Genomic DNA, 17610 nt, shown 5'->3' on the forward strand with positions numbered 1-17610 from the left:
CTGGAGTTATTGAGGGAATAATGGCCCTGCTGTCCGCACCAGCTGAGGTGAATTTGATCTACAGGAATGTAGGGAAAACTCACGTTTTCACAGCGCTGGAACTGCCGGGCTTCCATATTGGAAGCTCGCAGCTAGCGCATGTTTTTCAACAGGCGACCACTGCTCTGAATGAGCACGTGTCTAAGCTGTGCAAGTGCGAGGCAAAATACAAGCTCGACTATTCCTATGAGGGCTTTCTGGCTCAAATCGAGAGCCATACTGGACCGGTGGTCACCGCCCGCCGCGCATCCACTGGAGAAGTCGCTTCCCACCATTGACTTTTAACAAAATGGTCATTTAGTTGACCATTAGCGCGAAGTTGGTGATTCTGATTAAGCCGTCTCGTGTTCTGCGAGACGGCTTTTTACTTGGTGTTTTTTGGTGAATTAGGATGTGATCATGTCCTTGAATGGGGACCAGCCTACCCCTTATCAGGATATCGTCTGGGGCTCCGGCAAGCCGGAGGCTCCGCTCACGGATTCGCCGGTCACCTTCAAGCGCTTTCAGCTGGTGATGAACAGCGCTAGTTTCTTTTTGTGCAAAATGGACCATGGCAGTTGTATTTGCCATTGGGAAAATACCAAGACCAGCACGATGATCACGACCCTGATGCCTGACTTCCGGGCGACTGGGTACGATGAACTCGTTTATGACATGGCCTACGTTCTGGACCTGCTTCCGAAGCTGGCCGGTCGGGGGACGCCTGACGAGGGACATAACCTCGTTGCCACGCTACGGTCTCACACCAATAAGCCCTACTAAGTCTTAGTGGCTCACTTTGAAATCCCGAGTGGCCTATTTCGGCCAGTACCTGAATCTGGGCGCTGGCCTGTTTCGACCCTCAGCGGCCTGATCTGAATTTGAGAGTGGCCTGATTTGACTGTGTGACAATTGTCACTGTGAGGCTACCCGTCAACCAGCATAGTCCGCTCACATCATACGGCGCAAAGTCGCCATGGCTCGGAGCAGGACAAATGACCAGCAATCATCGCGAGCTTACCACAGAAGAAATGGACGTCGTCACTGGCGCTGGTCTTCTCGACATGCTGCATAGAATTAGAGAAAAGTTGGGATCAGCCTCACAGCTACCGACCAGCGCTTCTTCCAGCCCCCCAAGCGGCAGCACCGCCCATAGCGCTCAGTAAGGGCCGCCTCAGTTGGCGGCCTCTTTCATTCGTGTTCGGGATCGAGGCCCTTGCCAAGCCTGGCCTGAAAGCTGAGGCTGCCTGTTTCGATCAGAGCAACTTTTAGGTGTATCGAAAAGCGGAACGGTGCTGGTTGGCGCTGTGGGTGAGCAATTTTGCTCAGACCCCAGAACAGAGTTGTGCAATTTCTACCCGCCCATGGGAACGTCCGAGGTCAAACGACCAGATCGGCCCTGCGAGATTTGCACCCGCGCCATGACCCATATCAGTACGCTGGGAGCCTCGGGATTGCGCCGCAAGGTCTCCGTCTTCCGATGCGAACATTGCCTGCGGATAGAGGTCGAGAAGGAGTAAGGCTGCCTCGGTTGGCGGTCGGCCGGTACCTGAGTTCAGGTACGAACCTGGCTCTGCCCCCAGGGGCCCTGGTTTGAAATTGGCAGTGGCTCATTTTGCAATGCGGAATTGAATCGCTTGCTGCGCGCATAGCGCGTACTGTCGCCCATCACCGCCCCACCATCGGCATCTATCGGTGACTGAGAGTATTGCGCTCCCGCCTCCTTCACGGAGAGCACCTTGACGCGCACCAAACCCCACCGACCCAAGCTTTCACTTGTGAGCCGCCTCATGCTCGAGGCGGATCGTCTCGAGGACGAGGCGCATAAGCTTCCTCACGGCCCCCTGGCGGATGCCATGATCCGGAAAGCGCGCCAGACCGAAACGGCGATGCAAGTGGATCAGTGGCTTTCATCACCGGGTCTGCAGGCTCCGAGGTAGCAACACCGACGCCCCTCCAACTCGAAGGAGCCAGTGCCCCTGCCTGGTGACCCGCCCCTGCGGATGTTCCGAATCAGGAACATTGAACCTCGGCCTTGTCCGTGTAGACTAATCTTTACCGGGGTTTTGCATCATCCCCCTCGGGGCTGGTAAGCCGCCGCCTGCGCTTCATTTAAGCAGGCGGCGTTTTAGTTTCCGATAAACGAAAAGGCCCCCGTGCGGGGCTGGCTGGGCGCTCACCTGTTTTCCGACCTCAGCGGCCTGGTTTGATTTTGGGGCGGCCTAACCTGGATTAATGACGCGCTTCCCCGGATTTGGAATCATTGCCGAACACAACGCCGAACATAACGGCTCCGTGGTCCGGCATGGGAAAAAGAGAAGCACCCAATATTGATCTCTCCCGGAAACCTCCAAGTGAGGGCGATACCCCGCGCACCGAGGAAGCCCGGCAGGTGGTCCAGGAGCAAATCGATCAGCAGCGCGCCATCCTGGAGAAGCTGCGCCGCAAGCTGAATTGAGGCCGCCTCGCTTGGCGGCCTCTTTCGTTTCACGGAGCACCTTGGAGATCTCCGCCCCTCCTGGAAGCTGACGCGCATCAAAGACGGATGGTGCGGACGCCGGCAGAATTCCGTAATCTTGTGGCACCGAACCTTTTCGCGGTCTTCCGCCTTCTCCGGAATAGGACCGCAACTCTGGGAATCTCAGTCATGACGGAAAACGCGCACCACGTCGCGAGCAGGCGCAATCCCCTCCTGGAGGCGGCGCAGGAGGAGATGATCAAGTTCGAGCGCAAGGAAAACGAGTTCCGCAAGAAGGACCGCCTGGAGCGCGCCGCCGAGCTCCGTTTGCCGCTGGACTCCATCAACGTTCATTAAGGCCGCGAACGGGCGCAGCCGACCGAGGCGCGTCGGCAGGCAGCCCCAGCATCTGCTCCACGTGGAGTGCCGTCGCAGCCGGGCTGCGCGCCATTATGGTATCCACTACCACAATTAAGCCATTGATCCCTCAATGGCATTTCGTCGGCGCCTACTGTGCATGGGGTTGTTTTCGATCTTTTGAAGAAGATGGCGTCGTCGAACGGCCTCTCACCACCGGCGTGCCGATCAGGCCGGCTCCGACGGCGCCGCCTCAGGCCATCCGTACTGAGGAAGAAGATGCGTGCATCGCTAGAGTAGCGCCAGCAGCACGATGCCGATCACCAGCACGACAAAGCCAGCCGCCGTCGCGGCGGCAAACGACCGCTCTACGTTGTCCATGATGCCACCCCGTTGCCGGCGCGCCACGTTCCCCCATGGCTGCACCGGACGGTGCGAAATCTCGCCTGCCCTTGTGTCCTGAGTTGTGCGAACGGATGTCGAAATTGGGACCGGTGCGGGGCCAGTCTGCGGCCTGGCGGCCCCGTTCTCGCGGCCATCGTCAGGCGCGCGTAAGCCTCGTCTCCTAGTCTGGGCGTGCTCGGTGGACCAACACCGGGTCTCCATGCCCAGTCGAAAACCCCGCTCCCCCCCGGGCGGGGTTTTCTATTTGCGAGACGGGCGAACACGCCGGCCCGGATTCCGTTCGTGGCCTTGTCAGGCTGTCGTAAGCTGAGCCGGCTAGGGTCGTGCGGCTATGGTGTTGCAGCCCAGCACCTCAGCCTCCAACAACCTTCTCCCCGCTTGGCTCTCCCAAGCGGGGTTTTTTCATGCCGGCCGGCCGGCTTACGAGTCCGCCTCCTCCCGCGTCAGCCACAGCGAGAAGGCACGAATTGCCGGCGCCGCGAGCAGCACGATCGGCAGCATCGCAGCCCATGCGATCAGCCACGACACCATCCAGTGCGCGAGGAAGACCAGCGCGTTCCCGCCCGGCAAGCTGGCGATGCCCGCCGCGATCAGCGAGGTCAGGCCGGACTGGATGATTCCGAAGACGAAATGAGAGTAGCGACGGGGGATGCCCAGCATGACGCGCCCATGTTGCTTGCCGTCACCCGGGGCAAGCAAGGCACATGCCGTCGCTTCCCCCGCCCCCGTAGTGACCGCCCAGGAACTCTGTTCTTGGTCGGAGAACCACGGGCACCAGATCCTGCACCAGGTCTTGCTCCATGTCGCGCCGATGGCTGTTCTTTCGAGATTCGATTTCGCTTGTTTCAAAGCGCGGACGTTTTCGAGATAGCCGTGAATTCTCCGAGGCTTACCGACCGATTTTACTTGTCTCCGGAATATTATGCCGGCCAGCATGTTTGCAGTGATGGAAGTGAATCGTGGGAGAAGGCCATGAATCACAGGGGCGTTGAATTCACCGTCGCCAAGACGGCCATTCCCGGAATCTGGCAATGGCAGTTCCGCATCGGCGAGCAGGTCAAGACCGGCAGGACCGAGACCAGGATCGACCTCCTGGCGATCCGGCGGGTGCAGCTGCGCATCGATCGGGAGCTGAAGGCGATCGGACGCAAAGACGGCTTGGTCAACACGGTCTGAATCGGCCGCACCGGGATCGACGGCGGCACGACGCGTCATAAGGGCATTCCGTAGCCGCCCGGAATTGATCTGCCGATGGTTTGGGATTGGACTGCGTCTGGTCATGGCCGTGGGGACGGAGGGCCATCACGCGCGATCGGTGTCAGCCATGCCGCTCTACTTCTTTCGAATCCGGAACGGCCGTTATTCCGGCTGCGCCGACCAGGCGTCGGAATTTGCCGATCGCGACCTGGCCTGGAAGGAGATGACCAGCGTCTGCGCCGACATGGCCGCCGGCATCGCCCGCAAGCTCCAGGAAAATTCCGAATGGCACATGGAGCTGCTGGACGAGGCCAAGGAGCCCGTGTTCCGGATCCGCATCACCGCGGAAACCTTCGATTAGGGCCACCCTAATCCGCGCTGGGCAGCCGCCGCATCGTGAATTCGATGTCGCCGCCGGGCAGCTCGCGCCAGGTCTCGACTGCGCTCATATAGCCGGCCTTGGGGTAGCGGGCGAAGAAAGCCTCGGCCCTTTCCCGCGCCGCCGGGCGCGGCAGCGTGAAGGTCTCGCGCAGATAGCCGTCGCCGGCCGCTTCGCCCGGCTTGCCGCCCAGCCTGCGCCTGCGCGCCATCCGCTCGGCGAGATCCCGCGGACGATCGGCCATGTCCTGCCCTCCTCTACGCACATAACGCTCCCGGAGGATGTAGGAAGCGAGCCGCCCAAGAGGAGTCCCCGATCGAAGGCGTCAGCCGCCTCCGATCGGACAGAGAGGTCAATTGGCAGCGGTGCCGGATTTCTTCTTCGGCGCGCTAGTTGCGGCCGACGCCTTCGCCGCCGGCTGCTTCGGCGGATCGGAGCGCATGCCACCCCAGGGATCGTTGGACGCCTTGGAGTCCGGGATCTTCTTCAGCGTTTCCTTGTAGGCCTTGTCGCGCTCGGCTTCCGCGGCCTTCTCCTCGGGGGACTTGCTCGGACCGTCCTGCATCAAATTGATATTGGGCATTTGCGCATAGGCCGGTCCCGCCAGCATCACCAGCACCGCGGCCATACGGAAAAGCTTCATCATTGACTCCTTGATCATCCATAGAGGGCGGATCGCCCGCGCCTTGTCATCGTTGTCACGGCCGGATCGCGACCGCTCGGCCCGCTAGAGCCGGTCCGATCTGCACGATTTCGGCGCGTGCAGCCAGTCGTCCCAGATCGGGCCGCACCTGGTGCACCCGTTCAGCGCCAGGCCGAGCGCGGCCAGACAAAATACCAGGACATACCGACGCAACATCATCCACCCATACCCGGTCCGTGGCATCATATCGGGCGAAGTCGGGCATTTTCAAGCCGAAGGGACCGGCGGAGGGACCGGCGGCAGACCGGGTGACTCTGCCGTGCCAATCCGCGCAAGATGGCCGAAACATCCGGCAACACGGGAGGGAACGACAGCAATGCCATCGCAGCCAGAAGCCGAGTTCGGCATCACTGAGGCCCGACGCATACTCGGCGAGGTCTTTGCACCCTGGGTCCAGGATCTCAACCTCTCGGTCGAGCGCATCGAGCACGTGCCGCCGCCGGACGTGCCGGACTGGCAGCCGGCCGCGCTTCTGCGCATGCCGTTCTCGGAGCGGCTGTGCCGCAACGGCGGCGTGGTCTGCGGCCAGGCGCTGATGGCGCTCGCCGACACTGCGATGGTGATCGCGAACCTCGCCGCCAACCGCGGCTATCGTCCGATGACGACGGTCGACCAGACAACGCATTTCATGCGCGCCGTCTCCTCCGCGGACGTGCTGGCCGACGCCCGCGTGGTGCGGCTCGGACGCACCATGAGCTTCGGCCGCGTCACCCTGCTCTCGGCCACCGACAACAAGCCGGTGGCGATGGTGTCGAGCGCGTTCGCGATGCTGCCGGGCTGAGCATCATCCGAAACGAAAAAGCCGCGGAGCGCAAGGCTGACCGCGGCTTTCGACGGTGTCATGACGCGACGGGAAACGCGATTGCGGTCGCGCTTCGCACCGCCGCGCGCGAGAAATTACTTGCCGAGCACTTCGTCGGCTGCCGTCACGATGCTGACGTTCGGGTTCTTGCCGCAATAGGTCCCGAACTGCTTGGCGTTCTCGACGAACACGTCGGTGTCGATGATCGCGTTTTCCTCGTCGCCCTTGTACCAGCCGTCCATCCAGGTCAGCACCATCTTGATGGTGTCGTCCCCGCTCTCGAGGAACTGCTTGCAGCTCATGGTCGCGAGATCGAGCTTGGTGGCCTGAGCGGGCACGGACGACAGCGAGAGCGCCGCGGCGAACAGAAGCGAAAGCGTGGTCTTCATCAATATCTCCATCGGCGCGCAGCGCCATAAAGGAAAGTTCTTGGCGAAAGTCGGAGGAGCAGTTCTCCGCTTCAACGTCGTAAACGAAATCTGAAGCGCAGTGCAAGTAGCCCCAGTATTGAGTTTAGTTCAACGTAATTTCCATGCACTATTTTCACAAAGGTCATTATGGATCAACGCGGATGATCGAGAAGCGTACAGCGCAGCGCTACCGTGTTTTCAAGGGTGGAACGATCGCCTTTGAAAACAGCGGCATCGCGTGCACGGTGCGAAACATGTCGGCAGGCGGTGCGGCGATCGACCTCGATGGCCCGGTCACATTGCCGCAATCGTTCACGCTCGCGATCACGCGCGACAATTTCGAGCGGAATTGCCGGACCGTTTGGCGCAGCGACAGGCGCGTCGGCCTCGCCTTCGTGGAATAACGCGCACGATGTGAATGATCGTTCGCATCGCATCCATATCACGTTGATGATTGCTTGATGGCGACGACGCCGGCGCAGCTCACACCGGCTTGCCGGTGCCGCAGTCGGCACAGCCGACTCGCCAATGCCCGTCTCGGTTACTTCGGCTTCCTGGCAGGTTCAGCCGGACTCGCCCCGCTCCACGGGTCGTATTTTTACTTGGACTCGGGGATGCACTCGAGTGCGGCCTTGTAGGCTTTCTCGTCGACCTTGGGCGTGTGTCCACCTTCTGGCGGCCCTCGTTGGGCTGGCGTCGGCCGCCCATCTGCGCCTGCGCCGAGGCAACCGCCAGCGCCGGCACGGCGGCCGCCAAGACCAAAATCCTCATTGACGCAATCCCCTTCGTCCGGGGTACAAGCTAGCCGGCAATCGTGGAATAGCCAATGCCGCGGGCTCCAGGTCTTCAGGAGATCTTGGCTTCAGCAAATGTTGATCGGCCGGGACTTCGCCGGATCGCATTCGTGCCTATCTGTTGGCCCGCAGGGGACCTTCACGGATGTTGCGGATCATTGCTCTTGCGGCGCTGCTCGCCGGCTCGCTCACGCTTGGTGCCTGCGGCTTCGCCGACAGCCGCGCGCCGGTGCCCGAGTTCATGCGCATGAAGGAAGCCGAGCAGCAGCCGCCCGAACCGCCCCCCGACGTCAAGCGCGTGGTGCGCGAACAGATCGAATTCGTCTTCCTCAACACGTCCTATCCGCGCGAGGTGCATGTCGCCTCGCCCCATCGTGAGGTGCGGGGACCGGGCTGGACCGCCTGCGTTCGCGCGCAGCTCACCTCCGCGACCGGCTCGTCGCTCGGCGCCCAGACCTACGTCGTGACAATCACCGGCGGAAAGGTGGTTGATCGCCGGCGCGCGGAAGCTGACGACATCTGCGGGTCGGAAAGCTACGAGCCGATCTAGCAACAATCCAGGCTGACAGCGACCGGGTTCCGGGAAAAACCTGCAATTCGGCCGGAACGATCGCCGCCTCGCCTTCTTGTCCCGCCGAGGGCAGTTTCGAGGAGGACATGATGAGGACATTCACGATTGCATTGCTGGCTGGCGTCGGGGCTTTGGCCACGGCGAGCGGCGCGAAGGCCGCCGACATCTACACGAGCAGCGAATACACCAGCCCCGATCTCGTCCAGCAAGTGCGGCTGGTCTGCGACGATGCCGGCAACTGCTATCGCACCCGGGGCGGTGCGCGCGTGATCGTGCGCGACTCCTATGCCACCATGCCGCGCGATCACTACTATGAGCGCCGCACCTATCGCGACTGGGATGATGGTCCGCGTGCCGGCATCGGCATCCGGGCGCCCGGCGTCAGCGTTGGCGTCGGTGTCGGCGATCGCTGGTAGTCGATGAAGCCATGACAGGCGGGACCGGACGAGACCACTCGTCCGGTCCCGTTATCATGTTGGATGGGATCACCGCCGTCAGGCGGCGACCGATTGCTGCTGAAACTGCTCGTAGGCCGCGATCGCATCGGCGGCGTACATCAGCGACGGTCCGCCGCCCATATAGACGGCCATGCCGAGCGCCTCCTCGACCTCCTGGCGCGTCGCGCCGAGCTTGACGAGTGCTTCGGTGTGAAAGCCGATACATCCGTCGCAATGCGCGGCGACACCGAGCGCCAGCGCGATCAACTCCTTGGTCTTCTTGTCCAGCGCGCCGTCGTGCGTGGCGGCATGGGCGAGCGCGGAAAATCCCTTCATGGTGTTGGGAATGTCGCTCCGCAGCTTGCGCAGATTGGCGGAAATATTCCTGGTGATATCGACGTAGTTCTTGTCCATCGAACCCTCGCTAACTGGATTTGGTCGTCGTGGAAGTCGCCTCGTGCGGCGCGCGCAGGGCGACGTAGATCGCAGGGATGACGAGCACGGTGAGCAGCGTCGAGGACGCAAGCCCGAAGAGAAGCGAAATCGCCAGTCCCTGGAAGATCGGATCGAGCAGGATGGTCGCCGCGCCGATCATAGCGGCGAGTGCGGTCAGCAAGATGGGCTTGAAACGAACGGCGCCGGCTTCAAGCACGACCTCACGGAGCGACTTGCCGTCCCCGCCGCTGTGACGGATGAAATCGACAAGCAGGATCGAGTTACGCACGATGATGCCGGCAAGCGCGATGAAGCCGATCATCGAGGTGGCCGTGAACGGCGCGCCCAGCAGCCAATGTCCCAGCAGGATGCCGATTAGCGTCAACGGAATGGGCGTAAGGATCACGAGCGGCAGGCGGAAGCTCTTGAACTGAGCGACAACCAGCACGTAGATGCCGAGAATGGCTGCGCCGAAGGCGGCACCCATGTCGCGGAACGTCACCCATGTGATCTCCCATTCGCCGTCCCACAGCAGCGTGGGACGGGATTCATCGGTCGGCTGACCGTGCAGGCTGATCGCAGGCTTCGGCAGCTTGCCCCAATCATGGGCATCCACGCGATCCGCAACAGCCAGCATGCCGTATAGTGGCGCTTCGAATCGCCCGGCAAGTTCGGCCATCACCATGTCCGCGAAGCGGCCGTCACGACGGAAGATCGTCGGCGAACCCTCTTCCACGGTCGCCTTAACGACCTGCCCGAGTTCGACCACCGTCTTGCTGCCAGGCACCGTGTTGGCGGGCACGGGCGTGGAGGCCAGCGCCTCGTCCCAGACGAGGTCGCGCTTGCCGAGATGCACCGCGATCTCGATCGGGTTGCGATCCTCGCCGCGATGCGAATAACCGATCGAGATGCCGCCGAACAACGCCTGTATCGTGTCATAGACGTCGCGCTGCTCGACGCCGAAGAATTCGAGCCGGTCCTGATCGATCGACAGCCGCAGCCGTGGCCGCTTCTCGCCGATGGAATCGTCGACATCGACGATGAAAGGGACCTCGGCAAAGACCTTCTTCAGCTCGGCCGTCACAGCGCGGCGCGTCGCAGCATCCGGACCGTAGACTTCGGCAAGCAGCGTCGCCAGCACCGGCGGCCCGGGCGGCACTTCGACCACCTTGATGCTGGTGCCCTTTGGGATATCGAGCGCTTTCAGCCTTTGCCGCAGCTCCAGCGCGATATCATGGCTCGCCCGATTGCGTTCGCCGCGCGCGGCCAGGTTGACCTGCAGCTCGCCCATTTCGGGCTTTTCGCGCAGATAATAGTGCCGCACCAGGCCGTTGAAATTGAACGGCGCCGGCGTGCCGGCATAGGATTGTAGCGAGATGGCCTCCGGCAATTGCCGCGCGATCTCCGCCGCGCCGAACAGCGTGCGCTCGGTCGCCTCCAGGCTCGCCCCTTCCGGGAGGTCGACAACGACGGCGATTTCCGACTTGTTGTCGAACGGCAGCAGCTTGACCGTCACCGACTTGGTCGCGAATAGCGTCATTGACAGCAGTGTCGCGACACCGACGCCGAGCAGGAACATCCAGGCTGCGCGCTTACTCCGGACGATGGGAGTGGCAAGGCGCCGGTAAAGCCGCCCGAGCCGTCCTTCCTGGTGCGCGGCATGGGTCCCTGCGACCTCAGCTTTCGGCGCCAGCTTGAGCATGAGCCAGGGCGCAACGACCATCGCGACAAAGAAGGAGAACAGCATCGCCGCCGAGGCATTCGCCGGGATCGGCGCCATGTAGGGGCCCATCAATCCGGACACGAACAGCATCGGCAACAGCGCGGCAACCACCGTAAGCGTGGCGACGATGGTCGGGTTGCCGACCTCCGCCACCGCTTCGATCGTCGCCTGCAATCTCGACCGGCCGTCACGCATGCCCCAATGCCGCGCGATATTCTCGACCACGACGATGGCGTCGTCGACCAGGATGCCGATCGAGAAGATCAGCGCGAACAGGCTGACCCGGTTGATGGTGTAGCCCATCAGATTGGCCGCGAACATCGTGAGCAGGATCGTCGTCGGAATGACGACGAAAGTCACGACGGCCTCGCGCCATCCGATCGCGATCGCAATCAGCACCACGATCGAGATCGTGGCGAGCCCAAGGTGGAACAGGAGCTCGTTGGCCTTCTCGTTGGCGGTCTCGCCATAGTCGCGCGTCACCGTCACCTGAACGTCGTCGGGAATGAGGCGCCCCTTCAGTCCCTCGAGACGTCGGGCAATGTCGGCGGAGACCACGACCGCATTGGCGCCGGCGCGCTTGGCGAGCGCCAGACTGACCGCGGGCACACGCGACCACTGCCCCTTCTCGTCGCGCGCGTCGTTCCAGACCCGATGCTCGGTCGTGTTTGGTCCGATGATGACTGAGGCCACGTCCTTGACATAGACCGGCCGTCCGTCGCGCGTCGAGATCAAGAGCAACCCAATGTCGGGAATACCCGCGAGCGTCTGGCCGGCCGCGACGTTACGCACGACGCCGGCATCGCGGACCTGGCCGGCCAGGAACGAACGATTGGCGTCCTTCACCTTGGCCACGAGGTGTTGCAGCGTGACGCCGAACAGCGACAATTTCTCCGGATCCGGCTCGACCCTGATCTGCTGCGCCGCGCCGCCAGAGATGTAGGTCAGTCCGATGCTGTCGATCTTTATGAGCTCCGAGCGCAGCTTGTCGGCGAGCTCGAATAGGTCCTTGTCCGTCCAGCGTCCGGCCGCCTCCGGCTTCGGCGCCAGTGTCAATACTGTCACCGCGACATCATTGATGCCACGACCGACGATCAGCGGTTCGGGGATGCCGACCGGGATGCGATCGAGATTGGCGCGGATCTTCTCATGGACGCGGAGGATCGCATCCTCCGACTTCGTTCCGACCAGGAACCGCGCGGTGACCATCACGCGGTCGTCCTCGGTCTGGCTATAGACATGCTCGATGCCGTCGATGCCCTTGACGATCGCTTCCAGCGGCTTGGTGACGAGTTCGACTGCGTCGGGCCCGCGCAAGCCGTCGGCATTGACGCGGATATCGACCATTGGCACGCTGATCTGCGGCTCTTCCTCCCGCGGGATCACGACGACGGCGATGAGGCCGACCACGAGCGACGCGAGCAGGAACAATGGCGTCAACGGCGAGGCGATCGTCGCCTTGGTGAGCCGACCTGAGAGTCCGAGATTCACGGCCGCACCAATTGGTCGCCGGCACGGATGCCGGACAGGATCTCAAGCCCATCGTGGAGCGCGGGCGTCGGCAGTTCGCGTCCGCGCTGCACCGGCACGTCGATAACCCCGCTGGCCTGCTGAAGCCGCACGTAGTCGATGCCGAACCGGGTCGTCACGTAGCCTGCCGGAATGACGAATGCCGGCCGCGTGCCGCCGGAGATCCACACCCGCAGCCGATCCCCGACGAAGTATTCGCCGAGACCTTCGACGCTGGCGTCTGCAATGACGCGGCCCTCCTCGATCTGCGGATAGACGAGATCGATCACGCCCCATTTGGACGCCTCCTCGCCAAACTCGGCGCCGTCGACTCGAATCCTGTCGCCGGCTTTGAGCAGCCGTGCGTGCCGCTCCGGCACCCTCAACCGCAACTTGAAATGCTGCTGCGCGACGGTGACGATCGCGTCTCCGGACATCACCACAGAGCCGACAGTGACGAGCTTTTTCAACACCCGGCCACCGGAAGGCGCCAGCACCTGACCCTCGCTGAGCTGCTGCGCGATCACGCTGCGGTCGGCGGTCTTCGCGCGCAGCCCGTTATCGGCCACGTTCAGCGCGGTCCGGGCCTCGTCAAGCTTGACGCGCGGGAGCGTGCCGCGCTCGACCAGACCCTCAATGCGCGTGAAATCGATCTGCGCCTGATTGGCCTGAGCCTGGAGCGCCTCGATCTGCGCATCCAGGGCCTTCATCTGAAGGGCCAGCTTCTCGTCACCAATGGTCGCGATCGCCTGGCCGGCGGTCACAGGATCCCCCTCCCTGACATTAAGCTGGACCACAATTCCGCCGATGCGTCCACGAGCGGGCACAACGCTGACACTCTCCACCGTTGCAAACACGGCCTTTTCGTCGGCGACGGAGTGCTGCGCCACGGTGAGCGTTTCCGCCGCGGCGAGACCGCTCTGCAGGGCGGTGGCTGCGAGAACCGCCAACAATCCTAGGAGTCGCATGGGGCGTGTCCGTGTCATCATGGAACCGTTACACCGCGGCGCGGTGTCCTCTGTCATATCGTCAGCTTTATCGGGTGGGGCGTTGATCTTGCTCAACGCGCCGCAACTTGGGTGCTCGTAGACTTCATTTCGACCTTGCGGACTTGCTTGCGGACTTGGGTGCACAAAACACCTGATAGAGCGTCTTCAGGATCTCGCGGGCCGGCTCGCTCGCGATCGAATAGAAGATCGTCTGCGCGTCGCGACGCGAGGACACCAGGCCATCCTTGCGGAGGAGCGCAAGATGCTGAGAGACCGTGGAGTCCCGCAGGTTCAGGAACTCGGCAAGTTCGCCGACCGAACGCTCGCCATCGATGAGCTGGCAGATGATGAGGAGCCGGTGCCGGTTGGACAGCGCCTTCAAGAGGTCGCTCGCATGGTCCGCCGCCCGCGCCATGGTTTCGCTATCTATTTTCATACTTGCGTATATACGAATATATGAATATATAGTCAAGCATCGCGGCGGAACGGCCAGGGCGCAACTGGCGGAGCCGCTCACCAGTGGAGGTAACCTATGGCGGAAGTTGTCGTAATTGGAGCCGGTCTTAGCGGGACGCTGATGGCCTATGAGTTGCTGCCCCAGCTCGGAAAGGACGACCGCGTGAGCGTGATCTCGCAGGGCGCGGTCTATCACTTCGTCCCATCGAACCCTTGGGTGGCAGTCGGCTGGCGAAAGCGCAGCGAGATCGAGATCGATCTCGTTGACATCATGAAGCGCAAGGGCGTGCGCCTGCTGACGCAGGGCGCCAAGCGCGTGCACCCGACCGAGAATCGCGTCGAGCTCGGCGATGGCATGTCGATCAACTACGACTATCTTGTCGTCGCGACGGGGCCTGAGCTTGCCTTCGACGAGATTCCCGGCCTGGGCCCGCAAGGCCACACGCAATCAATCTGCCACGTAGACCACGCCTCGCACGCGAAGGACGCATTCGAAAAGCTTGCAGCCAACCCCGGCCCGGTCGTGATAGGCGCGGTCCAGGGCGCGTCCTGCTTCGGCCCGGCGTACGAATTCCTGTTCATACTGGAAACCGAGTTGCGCCGGCGCAAGCTACGCGACCAGGTCCCCATGACGTTCGTCACCTCGGAGCCCTATGTCGGCCACCTCGGCCTTGACGGCGTCGGCGATACCAAGGGCCTTCTCGAAAGCGAGATGCGTGAGAAGCACGTCAAGTGGATTACCAACGCGCGCGTCAAGGGCGTCGAAGCGGGCAAGATGGTCGTCGAGGAGCTCGGTGACGACGGCGCGGTGCGCAAGACACACGAGCTGCCCTTTGCCTATTCGATGATGCTGCCGGCGTTCCGCGGCGTCGAGGCGGTTCGCGGCATCGACAAGCTGACCAACCCGCGCGGCTTCGTCGTCGTCGACAAGCACCAGCGCAACCCCGCCTTCCCCAACGTCTTCGCGGTCGGGGTGTGCGTTGCGATCGCTCCGGTCGGGGCGACCCCGGTGCCGGTCGGCGTGCCGAAAACGGGCTTCATGATCGAATCCATGGTGACCGCGACCGCGCTGAATATCGGCGCCCTGCTCCGGGGCAAGGAGCCGAGCGCGCAGCCGACCTGGAATGCGATCTGCCTTGCCGATTTCGGCGATTCCGGCGTCGCCTTCCTGGCGCAGCCGCAGATCCCGCCGCGCAATGTCAACTGGTCGTCCAAGGGCGAGTGGGTGCACTACGCCAAGGTCGCCTTCGAGAAGTATTTCCTCCGCAAGATGCGACGCGGCGAGAGCGAGCCGTTCTATGAGCGCTTCCTGCTCGACAAGCTGAACATCGCCAAGATCAAGGAGGTCCGGACGGGCACATGAGCGAGACACGCCAGATCGTCTGCGGGCATTGCGGGCGGACCAACCGCCTTCCAGTCGAGCGTACGCCGGAAGGCGCGCGCTGCGGCGCCTGCCACCAGCCGATGTTCACCGGCCACCCCATCGAGGTGGACGAGGAAGCCTTTGGTCGCCATGTCGACAACAGCGACATTCCCGTTCTGGTCGACGTCTGGGCGCCCTGGTGCGGGCCATGCCGCGCCATGGCGCCGATGTTCGAGCGCGCCGCGCAGCAACTGGAGCCGCAGATCCGGCTGTTGAAGCTCAATTCGGACAACGCTCCTGCATTGTCGTCGCGCCTCAACATCAGCGGCATCCCGACGCTGTTGCTGATGCGCGGCGGCCGCGAGATCGCCCGCCACGCCGGCGCGATGGATGCACGCAGCATCGTGGCTTGGACCCAGGCCAGCCTGACCCATTCGTAATGCCAACAGACTCAAACAGGAGCATGCCATGAATCTCGATAAAGCCGTTCTCGCCTTCGCAGGTTTCGTCGTCCTGCTCGGACTCGCGCTGGGCACCTACGTGAATGCGTACTGGTACCTGCTGACAGCGTTCGCCGGGCTGAACTTGTTGCAGGCCTCGTTCACGGGCTTCTGCCCCGCTGCGATCGTGTTCAAGAAGCTTGGCCTGAGCAGCGGCTGCGCGTTCTCGTGAGCGCAGCGGAGAAATCAGTGCAATTCGACGGAGACAGTCCATGACCTATCACTTCTCGAAAACGGTCGACCTGCCGTTCGACGCAGCGGTTGCGGCCACGACCGCAGCGCTGAAGAACCATGGCTTCGGCGTGCTCACCCAGATCGACGTGAAGGATACCCTGAACAAGAAACTCGGGGCCGAGTTTCGGCCATATCTCATCCTCGGAGCATGCAATCCCAAGCTTGCCTATGAGGCGCTGACCCTCGAGGACAAGATCGGCACGATGCTCCCCTGCAACGTCGTAGTTCAGCAGCGCGAGGGCGGCAAGGTCGAGATTTCGGCTGTAGATCCCGTCGCCTCGATGGCGGCGATCGAGAACCCGAAGCTCGGCGCCGTCGCCGGACAGGTTCGCGAATTGCTGAAGCAAGTCGTCGCCGAGATTGCGTGAGACCATTCGGACAGATTGCAGAGGCCGACCATGACCGACGACACTTTCATCGAGGGACCTCTCTACGAGAAGCGGAGAAAGGTCTATCCGCAATCCGTCCACGGCCCTTTCCGTCGCATCAAATGGGCGATCCTCTGCGTCACGCTCGGGACCTATTATCTCCTGCCCTTCCTACGCTGGAATCGCGGGCCCGGCCTGCCGGACCAGGCCGTGCTGGTCGATCTTCCGCACCGCCGCTTCTACTTCTTCTTCATCGAGCTTTGGCCGCAGGAGGTCTACTATTTCACCGGTCTGCTGATCATCGCGGCGATGACGCTGTTCCTGATGAATGCGGTCGCGGGACGGGTTTGGTGCGGCTACATGTGCCCGCAGACCGTGTGGACCGACCTGTTCTACGCCGTCGAGCGCTGGGTCGAGGGCGACCGGCGCGAGCGCATGCAGGGCGACAAGCGCTACTGGACGTTCGATCACGTCCGGAAGGTCGCACTGAAGCACTTTCTCTGGATCATGATCGCCTGGTGGACCGGCGGCGCATGGGTGCTCTATTTCGCCGATGCACCGACGCTTGTGAAGGAGCTCGCCACCTTCCAGGCCCCGTTCATCGCCTATCTCTGGATCGGCATCCTCACCGCCACGACCTATGTCTTCGCGGGTCACGCCCGCGAGCAGATGTGCATCTACATGTGCCCGTGGCCGCGCATCCAGGCGGCGCTGACGGACGAATGGGCGCTCAACGTCACCTATCGGCGCGACCGCGGCGAGCCGCGCATGTCGGTGAAGAAGGCGGACGCAGCCCGCGCGCATGGCGATTTCGCCGGCGACTGCGTCGATTGCCATCAGTGCATCAATGTCTGCCCGACCGGGGTCGACATCCGCCACGGCATCCAGCTCGGCTGCATCCAGTGCGGCCTGTGCATCGACGCCTGCGACAACGTGATGCGCGAGATCGGCCGGCCCGCCGGCCTGATCGGCTACGATACCGACATCAATATGCAGCGCCGGCGCGAGGGCAAGGCACCGCTCTACCGAATCATCCGTCCGCGCACGCTGGTCTATGTCGCGGCCATCGCCATCGTCGGCAGCATCATGATCTATGCGCTCGCCACCCGCGCGACGATGGACGTCAACGTGCTGCATGAGCGCAATCCCCTCTTCGTCCAGCTCTCGGACGGCGGGGTGCGCAACGACTACACCGTCCGCATCCTGAACAAGGGCGCGCAGCGATCGTTTGCGATCGAGGTCTCCGGTCTGCCCGGCGCAACCATTCGCGTCGCCGGCATCGAAGCCAGCTCCGACGGAAAGCCCGTCATCGAGGTCGGGCAGGATCAGACCCGCGAGGTCAGGCTGTCGGTGCAGATCGGCCCCGGCGACCTGCCGAAGACCTCCCGCGACGTCGACATCGCCATCATCGAGACCGCCGGCGGCGGACGCGCAAGCGCCCGCGATCATTTCGTGCCGGGCGAGCAGTAGCTCCGAGATTCCATGGCGCATCCGGCGGCTGC

Annotated in this window: 23 protein-coding genes; 15 read left to right on the forward strand and 8 right to left on the reverse strand. The window is 62.8% G+C overall.

All coding sequences use genetic code 11. The features are described from left to right. The first annotated feature begins 20 nt into the window (after positions 1-20). The 4 genes from OC450_RS25510 (at position 21) to OC450_RS25525 (ending at position 2833) form a co-directional block, all read left to right on the forward strand. Complete coding sequence (locus OC450_RS25510) at positions 21-317, forward strand: hypothetical protein (protein ID WP_262048881.1); 297 nt, start codon at positions 21-23, stop codon at positions 315-317. A 121-nt stretch (positions 318-438) separates the two neighbouring features. Then, complete coding sequence (locus tag OC450_RS25515; protein WP_262048882.1) at positions 439-801, forward strand: hypothetical protein; 363 nt, start codon at positions 439-441, stop codon at positions 799-801. A 1480-nt stretch (positions 802-2281) separates the two neighbouring features. After that, positions 2282-2476, forward strand: a complete 195-nt coding sequence (locus OC450_RS25520) for a hypothetical protein (protein ID WP_211385277.1) — start codon at positions 2282-2284, stop codon at positions 2474-2476. A gap of 189 nt (positions 2477-2665) precedes the next feature. After that, on the forward strand, positions 2666-2833 hold the full coding sequence (locus OC450_RS25525; protein ID WP_211385278.1) for a hypothetical protein: 168 nt from the start codon (positions 2666-2668) through the stop codon (positions 2831-2833). Positions 2834-3658: 825 nt separating this feature from the next. On the opposite strand, the gene OC450_RS25530 is transcribed toward OC450_RS25525, so the two are convergent. Further along, positions 3659-3898: a DUF2798 domain-containing protein gene (locus OC450_RS25530; RefSeq protein ID WP_262048883.1), complete on the reverse strand. Its 240-nt coding sequence runs from the start codon at positions 3896-3898 to the stop codon at positions 3659-3661. Between the two features lie 312 nt (positions 3899-4210). Here OC450_RS25530 and OC450_RS25535 point away from each other — a divergent pair, with 312 nt between their 5' ends. Further along, a complete protein-coding gene (locus tag OC450_RS25535; RefSeq protein WP_211385280.1) occupies positions 4211-4414 on the forward strand; it encodes a hypothetical protein in 204 nt (67 codons plus the stop codon). A 148-nt stretch (positions 4415-4562) separates the two neighbouring features. Continuing rightward, complete coding sequence (locus OC450_RS25540) at positions 4563-4796, forward strand: DUF6894 family protein (RefSeq protein ID WP_211385281.1); 234 nt, start codon at positions 4563-4565, stop codon at positions 4794-4796. 7 nt (positions 4797-4803) lie between these two features. On the opposite strand, the gene OC450_RS25545 is transcribed toward OC450_RS25540, so the two are convergent. After that, positions 4804-5058 carry a hypothetical protein gene (locus tag OC450_RS25545; protein ID WP_262048884.1) on the reverse strand — a complete coding sequence of 85 codons (255 nt, stop codon included), beginning with the start codon at positions 5056-5058 and terminating at the stop codon, positions 4804-4806. Between the two features lie 108 nt (positions 5059-5166). Then, positions 5167-5457 (reverse strand): hypothetical protein, encoded by a 291-nt coding sequence (locus OC450_RS25550; RefSeq protein ID WP_262048885.1) that lies wholly within the window; start codon positions 5455-5457, stop codon positions 5167-5169. A gap of 376 nt (positions 5458-5833) precedes the next feature. Between OC450_RS25550 and OC450_RS25555 the strand changes: the two genes are divergently transcribed. After that, complete coding sequence (locus OC450_RS25555) at positions 5834-6298, forward strand: PaaI family thioesterase (protein ID WP_211385284.1); 465 nt, start codon at positions 5834-5836, stop codon at positions 6296-6298. A 116-nt stretch (positions 6299-6414) separates the two neighbouring features. Here the strand turns inward: OC450_RS25555 and OC450_RS25560 are convergent, their stop codons facing one another. Continuing rightward, positions 6415-6708, reverse strand: coding sequence for an HdeA/HdeB family chaperone (locus tag OC450_RS25560; protein WP_211385285.1), 294 nt, complete (start codon positions 6706-6708; stop codon positions 6415-6417). A 182-nt stretch (positions 6709-6890) separates the two neighbouring features. Between OC450_RS25560 and OC450_RS25565 the strand changes: the two genes are divergently transcribed. The 3 genes from OC450_RS25565 (at position 6891) to OC450_RS25575 (ending at position 8510) form a co-directional block, all read left to right on the forward strand. Further along, positions 6891-7133 (forward strand): PilZ domain-containing protein, encoded by a 243-nt coding sequence (locus OC450_RS25565; protein WP_211385286.1) that lies wholly within the window; start codon positions 6891-6893, stop codon positions 7131-7133. Positions 7134-7668: 535 nt separating this feature from the next. Next, on the forward strand, positions 7669-8073 hold the full coding sequence (locus OC450_RS25570; RefSeq protein WP_211385288.1) for a hypothetical protein: 405 nt from the start codon (positions 7669-7671) through the stop codon (positions 8071-8073). A gap of 107 nt (positions 8074-8180) precedes the next feature. Further along, a complete protein-coding gene (locus tag OC450_RS25575; protein ID WP_211385289.1) occupies positions 8181-8510 on the forward strand; it encodes a hypothetical protein in 330 nt (109 codons plus the stop codon). A 78-nt stretch (positions 8511-8588) separates the two neighbouring features. Here the strand turns inward: OC450_RS25575 and OC450_RS25580 are convergent, their stop codons facing one another. The 4 genes from OC450_RS25580 to OC450_RS25595 form a co-directional block, all read right to left on the reverse strand. Beyond that, positions 8589-8945, reverse strand: coding sequence for a carboxymuconolactone decarboxylase family protein (locus OC450_RS25580; RefSeq protein ID WP_211385290.1), 357 nt, complete (start codon positions 8943-8945; stop codon positions 8589-8591). Between the two features lie 10 nt (positions 8946-8955). Next, entirely contained in the window at positions 8956-12180 is a 3225-nt protein-coding gene (locus OC450_RS25585) for an efflux RND transporter permease subunit (protein WP_211385291.1), read from the reverse strand. Further along, complete coding sequence (locus OC450_RS25590; RefSeq protein ID WP_262048886.1) at positions 12177-13166, reverse strand: efflux RND transporter periplasmic adaptor subunit; 990 nt, start codon at positions 13164-13166, stop codon at positions 12177-12179. Before OC450_RS25590 ends, OC450_RS25585 begins: the two co-directional genes overlap by 4 nt. Positions 13167-13290: 124 nt before the next feature. Continuing rightward, positions 13291-13602: an ArsR/SmtB family transcription factor gene (locus tag OC450_RS25595; protein ID WP_249129227.1), complete on the reverse strand. Its 312-nt coding sequence runs from the start codon at positions 13600-13602 to the stop codon at positions 13291-13293. 117 nt (positions 13603-13719) lie between these two features. Here OC450_RS25595 and OC450_RS25600 point away from each other — a divergent pair, with 117 nt between their 5' ends. Genes OC450_RS25600 through ccoG form a run of 5 tightly spaced genes read left to right on the forward strand, consistent with a single transcriptional unit; the run spans position 13720 to position 17578 of the window. Then, positions 13720-15006: an NAD(P)/FAD-dependent oxidoreductase gene (locus OC450_RS25600; RefSeq protein ID WP_211385294.1), complete on the forward strand. Its 1287-nt coding sequence runs from the start codon at positions 13720-13722 to the stop codon at positions 15004-15006. Continuing rightward, the gene (gene trxC / locus OC450_RS25605) at positions 15003-15446 is read left to right on the forward strand and encodes a thioredoxin TrxC (RefSeq protein ID WP_211385295.1); all 444 of its coding nucleotides are present in this window, start codon (positions 15003-15005) and stop codon (positions 15444-15446) included. Before OC450_RS25600 ends, trxC begins: the two co-directional genes overlap by 4 nt. A gap of 28 nt (positions 15447-15474) precedes the next feature. Further along, positions 15475-15678 (forward strand): DUF2892 domain-containing protein, encoded by a 204-nt coding sequence (locus OC450_RS25610; RefSeq protein WP_211385296.1) that lies wholly within the window; start codon positions 15475-15477, stop codon positions 15676-15678. Positions 15679-15718: 40 nt separating this feature from the next. After that, entirely contained in the window at positions 15719-16108 is a 390-nt protein-coding gene (locus tag OC450_RS25615; RefSeq protein WP_211385297.1) for a DUF302 domain-containing protein, read from the forward strand. A 30-nt stretch (positions 16109-16138) separates the two neighbouring features. Continuing rightward, positions 16139-17578, forward strand: coding sequence for a cytochrome c oxidase accessory protein CcoG (gene ccoG / locus OC450_RS25620; protein WP_211385298.1), 1440 nt, complete (start codon positions 16139-16141; stop codon positions 17576-17578). The last annotated feature ends 32 nt before the right edge of the window (positions 17579-17610 follow it).

This window comes from Bradyrhizobium sp. Bra78 (assembly GCF_024519855.1).
GTDB lineage: Bacteria > Pseudomonadota > Alphaproteobacteria > Rhizobiales > Xanthobacteraceae > Bradyrhizobium > Bradyrhizobium japonicum_G.